This window comes from Ruegeria sp. I1 (assembly GCF_056532675.1).
This window is the reverse complement of the sequence record NZ_JBQFNM010000004.1, coordinates 307,983-324,013: the sequence shown is the minus strand read 5'-3', so window position 1 is coordinate 324,013 and position 16,031 is coordinate 307,983. Positions and strand designations below refer to the sequence as shown.

The following is a 16,031-nucleotide window of genomic DNA, read 5'->3' as shown; positions in this document are numbered from 1 at the left end:
GCGCTATGATGCGTGAAATCCCAAGCGCGGCGGGCGGCATCCTGAGCTATTTTACCCGGCACCGGACGGTCGCCAATCTTCTGTTGCTGGTTATGCTCGTTCTCGGGGCGGCCGCGATCCCGAACATGCGCGCGCAGTTCTTTCCCGATGTCATTCTGGAACGGGTCGATGTCAGCGTCGAGTGGGAGGGCGCAGGCCCCGAAGATGTTGATAACGGTATCGTTCAACTGCTGGAGCCCGAACTGCTGGCGGTCGAGGGTGTAGCCAGTACCACAGCTACTTCACGAGAAGGGTCCGCGAACATCCGGCTTGAGTTCGAAGCCAACTGGGATATGTCCCGCGCCGTCGAAGATGTTCGGACCGCCGTTGATAGTGTCACGACCTTGCCTGAAGACGCCGAAGAACCCTCGATCCGGCGGGGGGCGTGGCGCGATCGTGTAACGGATGTTGTGATCACCGGCCCGGTGGCACCTGACCAGCTGGCAAAGTTTACCGATGAACTGATCAACAGGCTGTTCGCTGCGGGTGTTACACGCACCACGATCCGAGGTTTGGCTGCACCGCGCGTGGTGGTCGAGGTTCCAACGGCGCAATTGATCGCCAACGACATTGCCTTGTCTGACATTTCCTCGGCCATTGCGGCCGAGGTTAACGCCAGCCCCGCCGGGGACGTCACGGGCGCCAATGCCCGTATCCGAACAGGTTCGGAGAAGCGCACCCCGGAAGAGATCGAAGGCATCGCACTGCGCAATTTTGCAGATGGTTCCAAACTGTTCGTGGGCGATGTCGCGCAGATCCGGATTGAAGGGGTCGACCGCAATCGAAGCTATTTCGTGGGCGAAGATCCAGCCATGTCCATCCGGGTGGATCGTTCTAATCTGGGCGATGCCATCGGCATTCAACATCAGGTCGAAGACGTGGTGGCCGAGATGCAGGCCAGCCTGCCTGAAGGCGTCACCGTCGAGTTGATCCGGACGCGAGCGCAGTCCATCACAGACCGGCTGGACATTCTGATCGACAACGGCCTTGTCGGGCTTGGGCTGGTTGTATGCCTGCTTTTTCTGTTCCTCAATGCGCGGATTGCTTTCTGGGTGGCCGCTGGCATTCCCGTCGCGATGTCAGCCGCCATTGCGCTGATGTACCTAGGCGGACTGTCGATCAACATGGTCTCTTTGTTCGGCCTGATCATCACCCTAGGCATTGTGGTGGACGACGCGATCGTCGTGGGCGAACACGCTGATTTTCGTGCCCGTCGTCTGGGCGAACCGCCCATGGTTGCGGCTGAACGCGCCGCCCGGCGGATGGCCATGCCGGTATTCGCGGCGACTTTGACTACCGTGATCGCATTCTTCGGCCTGACCCTTGTCGGTGGTCGGTTCGGAGAGCTGATCCGGGATATCCCATTCACCGTGATCGCTGTACTTGCGGCCTCGCTGATCGAGTGTTTCTTGATCCTGCCCAACCACATGGCCCATGCCATCGCCCATTCGGCGAAAGAGCATTGGTACGACCTGCCCAATCGGATCGTCAACCGCGGGTTCCGCTGGGTGCGGGATCGCCGGTTCCGGCCCTTCATCGCCTGGGTGGTCTGGGCACGCTATGTGGTCGTTGCCTTGATGGTTGTCATTCTGGCCAGCCAGATTGCCCTGTTTATCCGGGGAGATGTGAATTGGCGGTTCTTTAACGCGCCCGAGCGCGGTTCGGTTACCGGCAACTTTATCATGGCCGAAGGGGCGACCCGTTCCGATACGTTTGAGATGATGCGCCAGTTGCAGCAAGCCGCCGAAGAACTGGGCGCAATTTACGAAGAACGCCATGGTCGCAACCCCATTGACTATGTTCTGGCTGAAGTTGGCGGCAGCGCCGGGTTTGGCCTGTCTGCCGCCGAAGGCAAGGATGATGATCTGCTGGGCGGTATCTCGATCGAACTGATTGATGCCGACCTGCGCCCCTATTCCAGCTTTGAATTTGTGGGCGAGCTGCAGGATTTCGTGCCCCGCCATCCCAAGGTCGAGCTGATCAGCTTCCGAGGCTGGCGGTCAGGCCCAGGTGGCGATGCCATCGACGTGCAGTTCTACGGTTCCGATGTGAACACGCTCAAGGCTGCGTCTGAAGACCTTCAGACCGAACTGTCAAAGTACCCCGAAGTTTCGGCGTTGGAAGACAATCTGGCCTATGACAAAGAAGAATACATTCTTGACCTGACCGCGCAGGGGCAAGCCTTGGGTTTCCGCATCGAAACTCTGGGGCGCGTATTGCGCAACAGGTTGAACGGGATCGAGGCCGCGACCTTCCCGGACGGGCCACGCAGCGCCGAGATCCGGGTGGAACTGCCCGAAGGCGAGCTGACGGCTGACTTCCTGGAACGCACCCTGATGCGCACACCCGACGGGGTGTATGTGCCGCTGGCCGATATTGTCTCGGTCGAGCGGAAATCCGGCTTCTCAACTGTGCGGCGCGAGAATGGGCTGCGGGTGATCTCGGTGAATGGCGACATTTCCGAGGATGATCCGGCCCGCGCGGCAGAGATTGAACGCGCACTGAACGAAGAGATTCTGCCCAATATCGCTGCTGAACGACAGGTCGAATGGCGCATGGCAGGGCTGAGCGAGCAGGAAAACGAGTTCCTCTCCGAGGCGCGCACGGGTCTGATCCTGTGTTTGACCGGGATTTATCTGGTGCTGGCCTGGGTCTTTGCCAGTTGGTCCAGACCTCTGGTGGTGATGGCCATTATCCCGTTTGGCTTGGTGGGTGCGATCTGGGGGCATTATATTTGGGATGTGCCGCTGAGCATGTTCACGGTTGTTGGTCTGCTGGGCATGACCGGTATCATCATCAACGATTCAATCGTTTTGGTGACAACCATAGATGGCTATCAGCAGGAACGCGGTCTGGTCCCGTCGATTGTCGAAGGCACGGCTGACCGGTTGCGCCCGGTGATGCTGACGACGCTGACGACAGTGCTGGGTCTGACACCGTTGCTGTATGAAGGTTCTCAGCAAGCACAATTTTTGAAGCCGACCGTTATCACTCTGGTCTACGGCTTGGGTTTCGGCATGTTGCTGGTTTTGGTCCTGGTTCCTGCCTTGCTGGCTATTCTGAATGACGTCTCCCGTCCGATGACAGCCATGCGCCGGGCCATGCGCGCACCGGATCGGGTGATGCAGAGCGCTGTTGCGGCCACCGGGGTCGTGCTGATGCTGTGGTTTGCAGTGACGATGGTGTGGCCTGCAGTTGCTGGTGCACCGATGGGCATTCTCTCTGCGCTCTACCCGGATGAGGGCGGCGCGGGTGTCTTGGATATGGGGCTGGGTGCGTTTTTGGCCGGAGCTCTCCCGATACTGGCGCTCAGCTTTGCAGCGTCCGGATTGCTTTATGTGCGGTTGAAAGGCCGGGTTGGCACTTAGCCCACGCGCAGGGCCCGTTCCAAAAGCTGGGGTACGCGCGCGCTCATCTGTAAATCGCCCTGACGTATCCGTTCAATCGGAAACCAGCGTGCGTCCAGCGCGTCATCGCCGGCTTTGGGTTCGCCTGACTGATAGCGGCAGGCCACGCCGACGAGTAAGTAGTGTGAGATGACTTCTCCTGCCTCATCCCGTCGCAGCAGATCCAGATTGTCCAGATAGTGCAGCGGTTCCGCGGTGACCGAGGTTTCTTCGAACAGCTCCCGCTGCGCTGCCTCAAGAACGGTTTCGCCCCATTCCACATGGCCGCCCGGAAAGCCCCAAAGCCCACGGTCGGGCTGTTTGCTGCGTTGCACCAGCAGGACCTGACCCTGATGCAGAACAACGGCCAGCGCACCGATTTTTGGGGTTTGGCTCATGTGATCAACCCGCAGTGCAACCCTGAATGTCGACCGCGTGGTTTGCGCCCAGAACCGTGATTCGAATTTCGGACCGATCCAGCGCGAAGGGCGCGCCCGAGGCGTTGATAACTTCCGCCGTTGCAATCAGCGTGCCGCCCTGACGCACTGTTTCAGGCTGCGAGGCCCAAAGCACCGGATTGCCCGGTTCGATCACTGCTATTTCCTGCCCGCCAGCCGAGGGCATGGTCACGCGCGCTTCGATCTGCATGCCGTCTACCGTAGGTGTCAGGCTGCATCGTGCGGCTGAAACATTGGCTTCGCCTGCGGAAAACGGGCGTTGAGCAAGGGCCGCAGCGATAGCCGGGTTGCGGTCGGCCTTGGCGTCCAGCGTGTGGTCAAAATCCAGTCTTTCTGGGATGCAGACATCCTTGCAGACGCCCAAATCCATCTCGCCGCGCAGGCGAACAGGCTTGGCAGGGTTTTTCGGCGTGATCTCGACCGGCAAAACCAATTGATCCTCGTACCCGATGGATTGCAGCCCATTTTGGTCAAACACATCCGGGGCAGGCCATGTGATCGACACATCGCCAACATTACGCGACCCGGTCCAGTCAAATTGCGGCGGAATCCCCGCATCCCCCGGCGCGCGCCAATAGGTTTTCCAGCCATCCTGCAAGGTCAGGCGCAATGCCCCCAGATAGGTGCCGTTGGTGGTCCGACCCCCATCCAGAACGTCCAGTTGGACGACACCATCCAGTTGCTGCGCCGGGGCAGGCGAGACGGCACACAGGCAAGCCGCAACAGCGGCCGTGACGGGTTTCTTGAACGCGATCATGACCTATACATGCGTGGTATGCGGATGAAATCCAAGTCACGTTCGGGTCACCGGACTGAAATCTGCCAAAAACCTCAGTGCCATCTTGCCAATCCCTGTGCCGCGAGGCCATTGTTGAGGTGCCATTTGAAAGAGACCCCGCCCCATGGACCTGACCGGAAAACTGTTGATTGCGATGCCCGGCATGGGTGATCCGCGCTTCGACCATTCGGTTGTTTATATGTGCAGTCATGGTGATGACGGCGCGATGGGCTTGATCGTGAATAAACCCTCAGACCTGCGGATCAAAGCCTTGCTAGGCCAACTGAACATAGCCTGTCGTATTCCGGTGGTGGGGGAACGGTTGGTGCATTTCGGTGGCCCGGTCGAGATGTCGCGCGGCTTTGTCCTGCACAGCGCCGACTACGATGCCAATCTGCATTCGCTGCAAATCTCAGAGTCTTTCAGCATGACCGCAACGCTGGATGTGCTTGAGGATTTGGCCTCTGGCCGGGGCCCACTGAATTCAATGGTCACGCTGGGATACGCAGGTTGGGGTCCCGGTCAGCTGGAGGATGAGATCGCCATGAATGGCTGGCTGACGGCTGAGGCGAGCCCGCAACTGGTGTTCGATGTCCCCGATGACGACAAGTGGGAGGCCGCGCTGGCCACGCTGGGTGTCGATCCACTGACCCTGTCGGCCAGCGCCGGGCGTGCGTAGTCAGCTGTCGCGCGGTGCCGCAGCACGGCGCAGGCGGTCATTGATAGCCGCCCCAAGCTCGTGATCGGGTATCGGGGACACAGCAATAGGTCGGCCCGTTTCATTCAACCTGTGCAAAGCAGCAAACAGATTGGCGGCGGCTTCGATCAGGTTTCCACTCTCAGAAAGGTTCAGGTCGCAATCTACCGGACCAAAGCCCAGCAAAACCTCCTCGCCCCGCTTCGACAAAGCGTTCAGGCGGACGGGGGCGTCAGGGGCGTAGTGGGATTGCAGTTGTCCCGGTGCCGTCAGGTTATCCCCGACTTGGTGCAGGTGCAGGCGTGTGTTGAGAGCGGTTTCGATATCCTCTAGCGCGATACCACCGGGGCGCAACAAGGTAGGTTCCCCGGCCAAACCAACAATGGTCGATTCCAGCCCGACCCCACAGGGTCCGTCATCCAGAATGGCAGAAATCCGGCCGCCAAGCCCTGCGCGCACATGATCAGCGGTGGTGGGGCTGATCAGGCCGGATGGATTGGCAGATGGGGCGGCCACTGGGCCGTCAAAGGCAGCCAGCAGGTCCCGGGCGGTTTGGTGGGCGGGGACGCGCACAGCCAGTGTTTCCAACCCTGCCGTGACCAGCGGAGAGATACTGTGACCATCACGCAAGGGCAGAACCAGCGTCAGCGGTCCGGGCCAGAACGCATTGGCAAGCGTTTCTGCATGGTCTGACCAGTCGACAAATCGTCGGGCTGCCTCGACCGAGGCGACATGAGCGATCAGCGGGTTAAAGCTGGGTCGTCCCTTGGCCTCATAGATCGCAGCGACCGCCTCGCCGTTCCGGGCGTCGCCACCAAGCCCATAAACTGTCTCGGTCGCAAAGGCGACCAGCAAGCCCTGCCGCAAAAGGTCTGCGGCCCGTGCGATGCCGCCTGGGTCCGCTGTCAGATCGAGAGTCGTTGGGATCATGTCTGGTGACGCCGCGTTTCGGTTGCTCGGAACATAGGGAACGTTAGGTAATGCTTCCAAGCCTTGATGCATACCGGTGCAGTGTCGGAAATCCAAGCCCGCCTGCAAACAGCCGATCAGACAGCTCCTGAGGGAAAAAATGCCATACCGCGCGCCGCTTTCAGATTATCAGTTCCTGTTCGAAAACGTTGTGGGGTTCGATCAGATCGCCGCGACAGATCGCTTTGCGGATGCCAGCCCCGATGTGGTCAGCGCGATCCTGTCTGAGGCGGGCAAGATGTGCGAAGAGGTTCTGGCCCCGCTTCAGCGGCCCGGTGATCTGACGCCCGCACGTCTGGAAAACGGTGTTCTGCGCAGCTCGCCCGGGTATGCCGATGGCTGGACCGCGATTGCCGAAGGCGGTTGGATTGGCATCAGTGGCGATCCGGAATATGGCGGCATGGGCCTGCCGATGACCGTTACCACCGCAGTGAACGAGATGATGAGTGCGGCCTGCCTGTCGCTGCAACTGGCCCCGCTGATGACACAGGGCCAAATCGAGGCGTTGGAACATCATGCCAGCGATGACCTCAAAACATTGTACCTGCCCAAGATGATGGCAGGTGAATGGTCTGGCACAATGAACCTTACGGAACCGCAGGCCGGGTCCGATGTTGGCGCGCTGACCTCGAAAGCTGAACCCAACGGGGACGGCACCTACGCAATCACGGGGCAGAAAATCTATATCTCATGGGGTGACAACGACTTTGCGGGGAATGTCTGCCATTTGGTTTTGGCGCGTCTCCCGGATGGGGTTCCCGGCACCAAAGGGATCTCGCTGTTTCTGGTGCCCAAGTTCATTCCGGATGCCGAGGGCAACCCGGCCGTTGCCAATGATCTGAAGGTCGTCTCGCTTGAACACAAGCTTGGCCTGCACGGCTCGCCGACCTGTGTGATGCAGTATGACGGGGCGACCGGCTGGCTTGTGGGCAAAGAGCATGGCGGTATGGCGGCTATGTTCACAATGATGAACAACGCGCGTTTGGGCGTTGGCGGGCAGGGCGTGGGCGTGGCCGAGGCTGCATATCAACACGCGCTGGCCTATGCGATGGATCGCAAACAGGGCAAAACGCCCTCGGGCACCATCATAGATCATGCTGATGTACGCCGGATGTTGGCAGAGATGCGCGCCGACACCTTTGCCGCGCGTGCGGTCATGCTGGCGAATGCGGTGGCCATTGATATGGCGCAGGCCAATGGGGATGCCGATTGGGCTGCGCGTGCCGCGCTGTTGACCCCCATTTGCAAAGCCTTTGGATCACAGACCGGGATGCGCGTCTCGGAAACAGGTGTTCAGGTGCATGGTGGCATGGGTGTGATCGAAGAAACCGGGGCGGCTCAATACTACCGCGATGTCCGCGTGGCGGCGATATATGAGGGCACGAATGGCATTCAGGCCATGGACCTTGTCGCCCGAAAGATGATGGATGGGGGCGAGGCTGCCTCGCGCCTGCTGGATGAGATCGAAGACCATGCCGAACAGGCCCGTGCCACGCTGCCCGATCTTGCAGGTCCGGTCTGGGAAGCAACCGAATCCCTGCGTGAAGCAACCGAATGGATGGTCAGCCAAGGGGATATGAACAACCGATTTGCCGGGGCGCATGCCTATCTGAGTGCTTTTGCCCGCGTTCTGGGCGGGCACTACCACCTCAAGGCGGCATTGGCCGATCCGCGAGGCGCGCGGTGCAAGCTGGCGCGGTTCTACATCAACGGGTTGCTGCCGCAGTATTCCGGTCTTTTGGCGCAGGCGCAAAACGGGGCCGAGGACCTTTTCGCGCTCAGTGCAGATGATCTGGCGGCTTAAAAGCTGAATGGCGGTGTCGATGATCGAATATCCCTGGCCCGAACCGCCCGCACCGGGTGAGGCGATTGAGATTGCCGAAGGTGTCTTGTGGATGCGCTTGCCGCTGCCCATGGCGCTGGATCACGTCAATGTCTATGCGCTGGACGATGGGGATGGCTGGACCTTTGTGGATACCGGGATTTCATCCGGGAAAACACGCGCGATCTGGCAGCAGTTGATGTCCGGTCCGCTTGCGGGCAAACCCGTCCGCCGCGTGCTGGCGACCCATCATCATCCTGATCATGTCGGGAATGTGGGTTGGTTTCAGTCTGAACATGGCGCCGAACTTCTGACCAGCCGAACCGCCTGGTTGTTTGCGCGTATGCTGACATTGGATGTTCAGGAAAGCTGGCCCCAGGAAACGCTGGACTTCTACCAAAGCGCGGGCATGTCTGCCGAGGTTCTGAACAAGCGCAAGGCTGACCGGCCCTTCAACTTCGCCGACACGGTATATCCGATGCCATTGGGGTTCACGCGGGTGAAACAGGGCGATGTTCTGCGCGCAGGTGGGCGCGATTGGGATGTGCATATGGGCAACGGCCACGCGCCGGAACATGTCACACTCTGGAGCCGAGATGACAATCTGGTGCTAAGCGGCGATCAGATCCTCAGCTCGATCAGTCCAAATCTGGGTGTCTATGCTACCGAACCCATAGCTGATCCAGTCTCAGGTTGGTTAGAGGCGTGTGAACGGCTGGAAGGGCTTGCGCGGGCCGATCATCTGGTTCTGGGGGGGCATAAGCTGCCCTTTACCGGTTTGCCCCTGCGCATGCGGCAGCTGATCGACAACCATCACGGAGCACTAAAGCGCCTGCTGGATGATCTGGATACACCCAAAGCTGCGGCGGATTGCTTTGCGCCGCTGTTCAAACGGACCATTCGTGAGGGGGAATATGGCCTCGCGCTGGTCGAAGCGGTTGCACATATGAACCATCTTTACCACATTGGGTCCGTCACCCGGACGCGCCGCGCAGACGGAGCCTGGGTCTACCAACGCAAAGGGTAAAGAATGCAGGACGAGATCGAGACCTCAGCCGAGGCAGCCGAAGCGGCGGCGCTGCCGCGCTGCTATGAGGTGCACGCCAATTCCGAAGCCGAGTCTGGGTCGAAGCCTTTGCCGGAACCATTGCAGAAACCGGTTGAAACCAAAAGCCCGGCGCAATGGGCTTATGAACGACTGATCCTATACATCCAGAACTTCGAAAAGACACTGGATGGCGATCATGAGGTCGCGATGGGCTTCACTGGCGGAGACGCGGGTGTGCTGCGGATCGAAGGCATGGGCTATTTTGATCCTGATATCATCACCTTCTACGGCTCGGACGGGGCCGGTGGCCGTACCCAGCTGGTGCAGCATGTCAGCCAACTGAATGTGATGTTGCGCGCCTTGCCGAAATCGGTCGAAGACAAACCAGCCAATCGTATCGGGTTCCGGCTGGCCGCCGATCTGGAAGAAAGCTGACTTGCAATTCACGGCTACGCGGCCTTGAATGATCCCATCATTCAGGAGGCCACGACGTGTCATATGTCTCAGTCATAGTTCGGGCCTATTCTGGTGCCTTTGCCCGGCGGCAGACCTTTGTTCCCATCTACATTGCAGTGCGCCTGCTGCTGATCGCACTCATTGCGCCGGCTATCGCCGCAGCGATCAATCTGGCAGTTTCTCTGTCTGATCAGTCGGCGTTGACGGATCAGGATATCGCCACCTTCATCCTATCGCCCGCAGGGTTCATCGCGGCCCTGGTCGTGCTGAGCCTGTTTCTGATGGCTGAGGTTTTCGTCTTTGCCGTAATGGCAGGCTCTCTACGCATGGATGAACCTAACCCGTGGCGGGCGGGCAGTTCCGCCATCCGGCTGGTGGTGTCGCGCCTGCCAGCCCTGTTTGGGTTTGCTTGGCGTTTTATTCTGCGCGTTCTGATTCTGGCACTGCCCTTTCTGGCCATCTCGGGCCTGATCGCGTGGTGGGCGCTGACGGAATACGACATCAACTACTACCTGACCTTGCACCCGCCCGCCTTTTGGATTGCCGTTCTGCTGATTGGCGCGGTTGCATTGGTGATGGCTTGGGTTCTGATCCGCAGATTGTCGGCATGGGCGCTGTCGCTGCATCTTGTGCTGTTCGAAAATGTCCACCCGGCGCATGTGTTTGGGGTCAGCGCGATAAGGATGGAAGGGCGGCAAGGACGGTTGAAGTTGTCTTTGGTTGCCTGGCTCGGCCTGCGCCTTGTGATCGCAGCGGCGATTGCGGCGATTGCCGGGCTACTGTTTGCGCTGGTTCCATTGCAAGGCAGCGATCATCTGCGGTTGGCGCTGATCTATAGCCTGGTGATCGCGGGGCTTTGGTCACTATCGGGGTTGGTTCTGGCGGCAATGGCGCTGGGCGCGCTTGCGTTGCTGTTGGATGGGTTCTTTGAACCTCAGGTCGCGGATATCCCGCATCCCGAACCGCGTCGTCTGCGCCTGTCGCTGATCGGTGCGGTGGGCCTTTCGGTGATTGCGTTGCTGGTCGGCAGCTGGTTTGGCCATCGCCTTCTGGAGCAGGTACAGGCGCCCGATCGGGCCGAGGTGATCGGTCATCGTGGCGCGGCAGCGTTGAGGCCCGAAAACACGATGTCCTCGGTTCTAAAGGCGATCGAGGATGGCGCGGATTGGGTTGAGATCGATGTGCAGGAAACCGCGGATAATGAGGTGATTGTTGCGCATGACAGTGACTTCATGAAATTGGCGCAGGTCGATCTGAAGGTCTGGGATGCCACGATGGAGGACGTGGCAGAGATCGACATCGGCAGTTGGTTCGGCCCTGAATACGCGGATCAGCGCACCCCAACGCTGCGCGAAGTTCTAGAAGCTGTAAAGGGCAAAGCCAAGGTTATCATCGAACTGAAATACTATGGCCACGATATCGATCTGGAAAACCGGGTGGTTGCGCTGGTCGAAGAGTTCGGGATGCAGGATCAGATCGCCACGATGTCTCTGAAGTATCCTGCGGTACAAAAGATGAAATCTTTGCGTCCCAATTGGCGCGCGGGTGTTTTGGCCGCAACGGCAGTGGGGGATTTGTCTGGCCTTGAAGGCGACTTTGTCGCCGTGAATGCGGCGTCGGTCTCTCCGGGGTTGATCCGTTCCCTGCACGACGCGGGCAAAGATATCTATGTCTGGACAGTGAACGATCCGCTGCAGATGTCTGCCATGGCGTCGATGGGCGTTGACGGGTTGATCACCGATCGCCCGGCAATGGCGCGAGAGGTTCTACGGATCCGGGCCGAGATGGGCCCGGCTGAACGCCTTCTGCTGTGGCTCGCCACCACCTTTGGTATGCAGGTCGACACGCAGGCGATGCGCGATGCAAGCCCGTAAGGTAGCGGTGCTGCTGGTCTGCCTATCCGGCGCTGCGGCGACTCAGGATTTGATGCGCAGCGTCGAGATGCCTGCACATCGCGCTTTGATTGCGCAACGGGGCACTGTGCCTTTGACACCGTTTGAAACAGATGGCTGTTCAGGCGGTCTGTCGACCAGTTGGCGCTGGGTGGCCGATACATTTCCGCAGATCGGAGACTTATACGAGGCCCACCCCCCGTGGGAGGAATGCTGCGTGATCCACGACCGGGCCTATCACAATGCGGGCGCAGCCTTGCTGCCCGAGGACAGCTACGACGCGCGACTGTCCGCAGATCAGACCCTGCGCGCCTGCGTCAAGGATCATGGGGACACATATGCCGAGGATTATGCACAGCGTTATGACATGACGCCGGATCAAGTGCGCAACGTTCATGCGCTGACGGCAGATGCAATGTATGGTGCCGTTCGGTTCGGCGGCGGACCTTGCAGCGGGCTGCCGTGGCGCTGGGGGTTTGGGTATCCGGGGTGTTCTGTTTTCGGGGATCGCACCCCTGCGCGCGAATGACGTCGTGACAGCCACTGCCTTTTCGATTATCCAACAGGAAAACACGCGAATTGGGATTCTGAGACTCATGGCTGACCACAAGCACGGCGAAATGGACATCACCGTTCAAACCAAAACCTTCAACGGCTTTATCAAAGCCACAACCTGGTGTGTGATTGCTATCGCCTTCCTCTGCCTGTTCCTGGCGGTTTTCGCAGCGTAACGCGTAGCGAGGGCTGCCCCGTGTTCCGGATTTTGATTGCCTGCCTACTGGCAGCAACCGTTGCAGGCTGCGCAGGCTCTCAGCGCCCTCAAGCTGATCCGTCAGAGATCGTATCCCGGTCTTACCGTGATCCGGGGCCGTCAACGCTGACGCTCTATACAATGATCAACACGCGCACTGGGTCCGGGGCGCATACGTCGCTGATGATCGGTGGCAGTGAACGGGTGATTTTTGATCCAGCGGGGTCTTTCCGGGCCGATGTCGTGCCGGTCAAGGACGATGTTCTCTATGGCATTACCCCGGCAGTCGAGCAGGCCTATCGCAGCTCGCATGCCCGCGAGTCGCATTATGCGCGTGTTCAGACCATTCAAGTCTCACCCCAGCAGGCGGAAATTGCCTTGCAGTTGGCCAAACAGAGCGGCCCGGTCGCGGGTGCGTTCTGTGCGAACTCAACAGCGCGATTGCTGCAACAGGTGCCCGGATTCGAGCAGATCGATGTGACCTTCTATCCTGTGAAACTCTCGGATCAATTTGGTCAATTGCCCGGTGTGGTGACTGAAGACTATCGTGAAAACGATGATGCCGATCTGCAAAAAGGTCTGGCGGCGAACAATGCGCGTCTCAATCAGTTGGACGCGGCCCTAGCCGAGTAGATAGAGCAAACCATAAAGCGTCGCAGCCCCCGAAAAGATCGCGGCGAGGACGTTTTTGGTAAGCACCCCGACGCCCAGTGCCATTGCTGCCGCCGCCATACGTGCAATATCGGGCTGGCCTTCGGTGGCCGCGGGCCAGACAACCAGCGGCGCGATCAACGCGGGTAGGATCGCCACAGCCGTATAACGCAGATGGCGCAGCAGCCATGGCGGCATCGGGCGGTCTCCGACCAGACCGATAAAGGTAAAGCGCAGGGCAAAACTGCCAATCGCCAGCCCGATTATGACAGTCCACATGGTAACAGGATCAATCTGGGTCATGTCTTCCTCCGCTCCAGCATCACTTCGGACTGTGCACCTGCGATCATTCCCGCCGTTCCTGCGATCAACAGGCCCAGGTTGAACGGGACAGAGACGGTCAGGAGGGCGACGATGATTGCGACAAAGGCTGCGATCACATGGGGAAGCGTGCGCATCATCGGCCCGATCATGGCCAGAAAGGTGATCGGAAGCGCAAAATCCAGCGCCCAGCTTTCTGGAATGCGCGCACCTAGCACGGCGCCCAGATAAGTGGCCAAAATCCAAAGCGGCGTGATCGGTGTGACCGAACCAAAGAAATACGCCATCCTCTGTGGTAGCGTCATCTTCGGTTCTTTTTCGAACTGCACAATGCTGCAGGCATAGGATTGGTCGACCGTTAGATACGCCGCGAAAGCCCTCTGCCACATCGGGGCCGCGCCCAGAAACGGTGTCAGAGACGCCGAATACATCGCCACCCGCAGGTTCACCGCCAATGCCGAGGCCAGCACGATTACCGTTGGTGCGTTTTCCTGCATCAGCTGCAACGCGGTGAATTGCGCCGCGCCAGCGAAGACCGTGGCGGAAAAGGCGACCACCTGCACAACGTTCAAACCCGCCTCGGTCGCAAAGACGCCGAACAGGGTGCCAAACGGAATGGCAACAAATATGAACGGCGTCCCGTCGCGAAAACCCTTCCAGAAGTATGACTTGGATGTGGCGTCTGCCATGGCGAAATCCTATGGTGATCGCAGCAGCAGTAGCGATCTTGAGAGAGGGTTGCAATTGGCCACGAAACCGAACGTCTCGGACTACATCATCGCACCTGATCCGGGTGCGCCCCGGTTGACCCGTGCCGTCGAAGGTGTGGATCAGAATGGTGAGGTCAGCCAGATCTCGGTGGTCGAAGAACGCCCGCTGACGATTTTTCTGAATTCACAGGAAATCGTGACGGCGATGACGATTGGCGACTATCCAGAATACCTGGCGCTGGGCTTTCTGCGCAATCAGGGGATGTTGCTGCCTGATGATCAGATCACACGTGTCGAATATGATGATGATCTGGAAACGGTTGTGGTCCGCACGGCGCGTGAGACTTCCTATGAGGACAAGCTGAAGAAGAAGACCCGCACCAGCGGCTGCGCTGTGGGCACTGTTTTTGGTGACATGATGGACGGGTTGGAGGATGTGCGCCTGCCTCAGGTCTCGGTGCGCACCTCGTGGCTGTATGATCTGGCTGCCAAGATCAATCGCACACCGTCTTTGTACCTTGAGGCAGGCGCGATCCACGGAACGGTCCTGTGCCGCCAGAACCGGCCGCTGGTCTATATGGAAGACGTGGGCCGCCATAACGCGGTCGACAAGATCGCAGGCTGGATGCTGTCTGAAGGTGAGGCCGCCGATGACAAGATCCTCTACACCACAGGCCGCCTGACATCCGAGATGGTAATCAAAACGGCGATGATGGGCATCCCGGTTTTGGCCTCGCGATCGGGGTTCACTGCTTGGGGCGTCGAGATCGCACGCGAGGTTGGATTGACCCTGATTGGCCGGATGCGGGGTCAGCGGTTTGTATGTTTGTCGGGCGAGGATCGGTTGCTGCGTGACATTGATCCGGCGAGTGTGGCGGTTGAGGACAAGAAGCATAGACGGAAAAGTGCGGGATGAACGAGACACCCCTCGGCATCATCCTCGCAGGCGGGCTTGCGACCCGAATGGGAGGCGGCGACAAGGGCCTCTTGCAGATTGGCGGGCAGAGCCTATTGAACCACGTGATCGACCGTTTGTCCCCACAGGTGAGTGGTCTGGCTCTGAACGCAAATGGTGATCCGGAACGGTTCGCCGACATGAACCTGCCCGTCATACCGGATACAATCGAAGGGTTCGCGGGTCCTTTGGCGGGTGTTTTGGCAGGGCTCGACTGGGCGGCAGAGCAAGGGGTGGACAGCATCGTTACGGCAGCGGCGGATACGCCGTTCTTGCCACGTGATCTGGTCGACCGCTTGACCGCCGCAGCCGAAGGTCAGACCCATCCGCTGGTTCTGGCGACCACTCCGCGCACCGGGGATGAGGCGTTGAAATCAGGCGGCAGCAAACGGGTCAATCGGCATCCGACGTTTGGCCTCTGGCCCGTTACGCTGCGCAATGATCTGCGGGCTGCGCTGAACGACGGACTGCGCAAGGTGGTGCTGTGGACCGATCAGCATGACGGTCGTGAGGCCCTATTCCCGGCTGAGCCGTTTGATCCTTTTTTTAACGTCAACACGCCGGATGATCTGGCGTTGGCCGAAAAGCTGTTGGGGCAGGCATGAAGGTCTACGGCGTGACCGGCTGGAAAAACGCGGGCAAAACCGGGTTGATGGAGCGGTTGGTGGCCGAGATCACCGGGCGGGGATTCTCGGTCTCGACCATCAAACACGCGCATCACTCTTTCGATGTTGATCAGCCGGGGCGGGACAGCCATCGCCACCGAATGGCGGGCGCCCGTGAGGTTCTGCTGGCCTCGGGCCAGCGTGTGGCGCTGATGCAGGAATTGCGGGGGGCCCCGGAACCCGCGCTTGGCGATTTGCTGGCCCGCCTGTCACCGGTCGATTTGGTGCTGATCGAGGGGTATAAGCGCGAACCTCACCCCAAGATCGAAGCGTTTCGTGCCGAGCCGTGCAATGAATTGATCGCCAAAGGCGACCCCACGATCCGGGCGGTTGCCAGTGACATTCCGTTGACGCTGGATCGTCCCGTTTTCGATCTGAACGACACCGAGGCGATAGCGGATTTCATTCTGTCCGAGGTCGGTTTGTGAGCTTG

General features: G+C 59.6%; 17 protein-coding genes. 12 read left to right on the top strand and 5 right to left on the bottom strand.

Translation table 11 applies throughout. The features are described from left to right. The first annotated feature begins 5 nt into the window (after positions 1-5). Positions 6-3,407: an efflux RND transporter permease subunit gene (locus ACR0DH_RS10180; protein WP_480548472.1), complete on the top strand. Its 3,402-nt coding sequence runs from the start codon at positions 6-8 to the stop codon at positions 3,405-3,407. Here the strand turns inward: ACR0DH_RS10180 and ACR0DH_RS10175 are convergent. Continuing rightward, a complete protein-coding gene (locus tag ACR0DH_RS10175) occupies positions 3,404-3,823 on the bottom strand; it encodes an NUDIX hydrolase (protein ID WP_480548474.1) in 420 nt (139 codons plus the stop codon). The genes ACR0DH_RS10180 and ACR0DH_RS10175 overlap by 4 nt on opposite strands. A gap of 4 nt (positions 3,824-3,827) precedes the next feature. Continuing rightward, complete coding sequence (locus tag ACR0DH_RS10170) at positions 3,828-4,640, bottom strand: protein-disulfide reductase DsbD domain-containing protein (protein ID WP_480544406.1); 813 nt, start codon at positions 4,638-4,640, stop codon at positions 3,828-3,830. A gap of 145 nt (positions 4,641-4,785) precedes the next feature. Here ACR0DH_RS10170 and ACR0DH_RS10165 point away from each other — a divergent pair, with 145 nt between their 5' ends. After that, a complete protein-coding gene (locus ACR0DH_RS10165; RefSeq protein WP_480548476.1) occupies positions 4,786-5,340 on the top strand; it encodes a YqgE/AlgH family protein in 555 nt (184 codons plus the stop codon). Here the strand turns inward: ACR0DH_RS10165 and ACR0DH_RS10160 are convergent, their stop codons facing one another. Then, positions 5,341-6,288, bottom strand: a complete 948-nt coding sequence (locus ACR0DH_RS10160) for an L-threonylcarbamoyladenylate synthase (RefSeq protein ID WP_480548478.1) — start codon at positions 6,286-6,288, stop codon at positions 5,341-5,343. It lies immediately after the preceding gene. 139 nt (positions 6,289-6,427) lie between these two features. Here ACR0DH_RS10160 and ACR0DH_RS10155 point away from each other — a divergent pair, with 139 nt between their 5' ends. The 7 genes from ACR0DH_RS10155 to ACR0DH_RS10125 all read left to right on the top strand — a co-directional run bounded on the left by ACR0DH_RS10155 (position 6,428) and on the right by ACR0DH_RS10125 (position 12,929). Further along, positions 6,428-8,131 (top strand): acyl-CoA dehydrogenase, encoded by a 1,704-nt coding sequence (locus tag ACR0DH_RS10155; protein ID WP_480544403.1) that lies wholly within the window; start codon positions 6,428-6,430, stop codon positions 8,129-8,131. Between the two features lie 19 nt (positions 8,132-8,150). Next, the gene (locus ACR0DH_RS10150) at positions 8,151-9,176 is read left to right on the top strand and encodes an MBL fold metallo-hydrolase (protein WP_480548480.1); all 1,026 of its coding nucleotides are present in this window, start codon (positions 8,151-8,153) and stop codon (positions 9,174-9,176) included. A gap of 3 nt (positions 9,177-9,179) precedes the next feature. Next, positions 9,180-9,632, top strand: a complete 453-nt coding sequence (locus tag ACR0DH_RS10145) for a DUF6173 family protein (protein WP_353013580.1) — start codon at positions 9,180-9,182, stop codon at positions 9,630-9,632. Between the two features lie 56 nt (positions 9,633-9,688). Continuing rightward, positions 9,689-11,527 (top strand): glycerophosphodiester phosphodiesterase family protein, encoded by a 1,839-nt coding sequence (locus tag ACR0DH_RS10140; protein ID WP_480548482.1) that lies wholly within the window; start codon positions 9,689-9,691, stop codon positions 11,525-11,527. Then, positions 11,514-12,074 carry a hypothetical protein gene (locus ACR0DH_RS10135; RefSeq protein WP_480548484.1) on the top strand — a complete coding sequence of 187 codons (561 nt, stop codon included), beginning with the start codon at positions 11,514-11,516 and terminating at the stop codon, positions 12,072-12,074. The genes ACR0DH_RS10140 and ACR0DH_RS10135 overlap by 14 nt, the downstream gene beginning before the upstream one ends. A gap of 67 nt (positions 12,075-12,141) precedes the next feature. Beyond that, the gene (locus ACR0DH_RS10130; protein WP_170535738.1) at positions 12,142-12,276 is read left to right on the top strand and encodes an aa3-type cytochrome c oxidase subunit IV; all 135 of its coding nucleotides are present in this window, start codon (positions 12,142-12,144) and stop codon (positions 12,274-12,276) included. A 20-nt stretch (positions 12,277-12,296) separates the two neighbouring features. Further along, complete coding sequence (locus ACR0DH_RS10125; protein ID WP_170535739.1) at positions 12,297-12,929, top strand: hypothetical protein; 633 nt, start codon at positions 12,297-12,299, stop codon at positions 12,927-12,929. On the opposite strand, the gene ACR0DH_RS10120 is transcribed toward ACR0DH_RS10125, so the two are convergent. Both ACR0DH_RS10120 and ACR0DH_RS10115 read right to left on the bottom strand, forming a co-directional pair. Further along, positions 12,918-13,250 (bottom strand): AzlD domain-containing protein, encoded by a 333-nt coding sequence (locus ACR0DH_RS10120; RefSeq protein WP_480548486.1) that lies wholly within the window; start codon positions 13,248-13,250, stop codon positions 12,918-12,920. The two genes, ACR0DH_RS10125 and ACR0DH_RS10120, sit on opposite strands and share 12 nt — an antisense overlap. Next, the gene (locus ACR0DH_RS10115; RefSeq protein ID WP_480548488.1) at positions 13,247-13,957 is read right to left on the bottom strand and encodes an AzlC family ABC transporter permease; all 711 of its coding nucleotides are present in this window, start codon (positions 13,955-13,957) and stop codon (positions 13,247-13,249) included. Before ACR0DH_RS10115 ends, ACR0DH_RS10120 begins: the two co-directional genes overlap by 4 nt. Here ACR0DH_RS10115 and ACR0DH_RS10110 point away from each other — a divergent pair. From ACR0DH_RS10110 to mobB, 3 genes are read left to right on the top strand one after another with little or no spacing between them, the layout of a single operon-like run. Then, entirely contained in the window at positions 13,956-14,894 is a 939-nt protein-coding gene (locus ACR0DH_RS10110) for a formate dehydrogenase accessory sulfurtransferase FdhD (protein ID WP_480548489.1), read from the top strand. The genes ACR0DH_RS10115 and ACR0DH_RS10110 overlap by 2 nt on opposite strands. Then, positions 14,891-15,538, top strand: a complete 648-nt coding sequence (gene mobA / locus ACR0DH_RS10105) for a molybdenum cofactor guanylyltransferase MobA (protein ID WP_480548491.1) — start codon at positions 14,891-14,893, stop codon at positions 15,536-15,538. The genes ACR0DH_RS10110 and mobA overlap by 4 nt, the downstream gene beginning before the upstream one ends. After that, positions 15,535-16,026 carry a molybdopterin-guanine dinucleotide biosynthesis protein B gene (mobB, locus tag ACR0DH_RS10100; protein WP_480548493.1) on the top strand — a complete coding sequence of 164 codons (492 nt, stop codon included), beginning with the start codon at positions 15,535-15,537 and terminating at the stop codon, positions 16,024-16,026. The genes mobA and mobB overlap by 4 nt, the downstream gene beginning before the upstream one ends. The last annotated feature ends 5 nt before the right edge of the window (positions 16,027-16,031 follow it).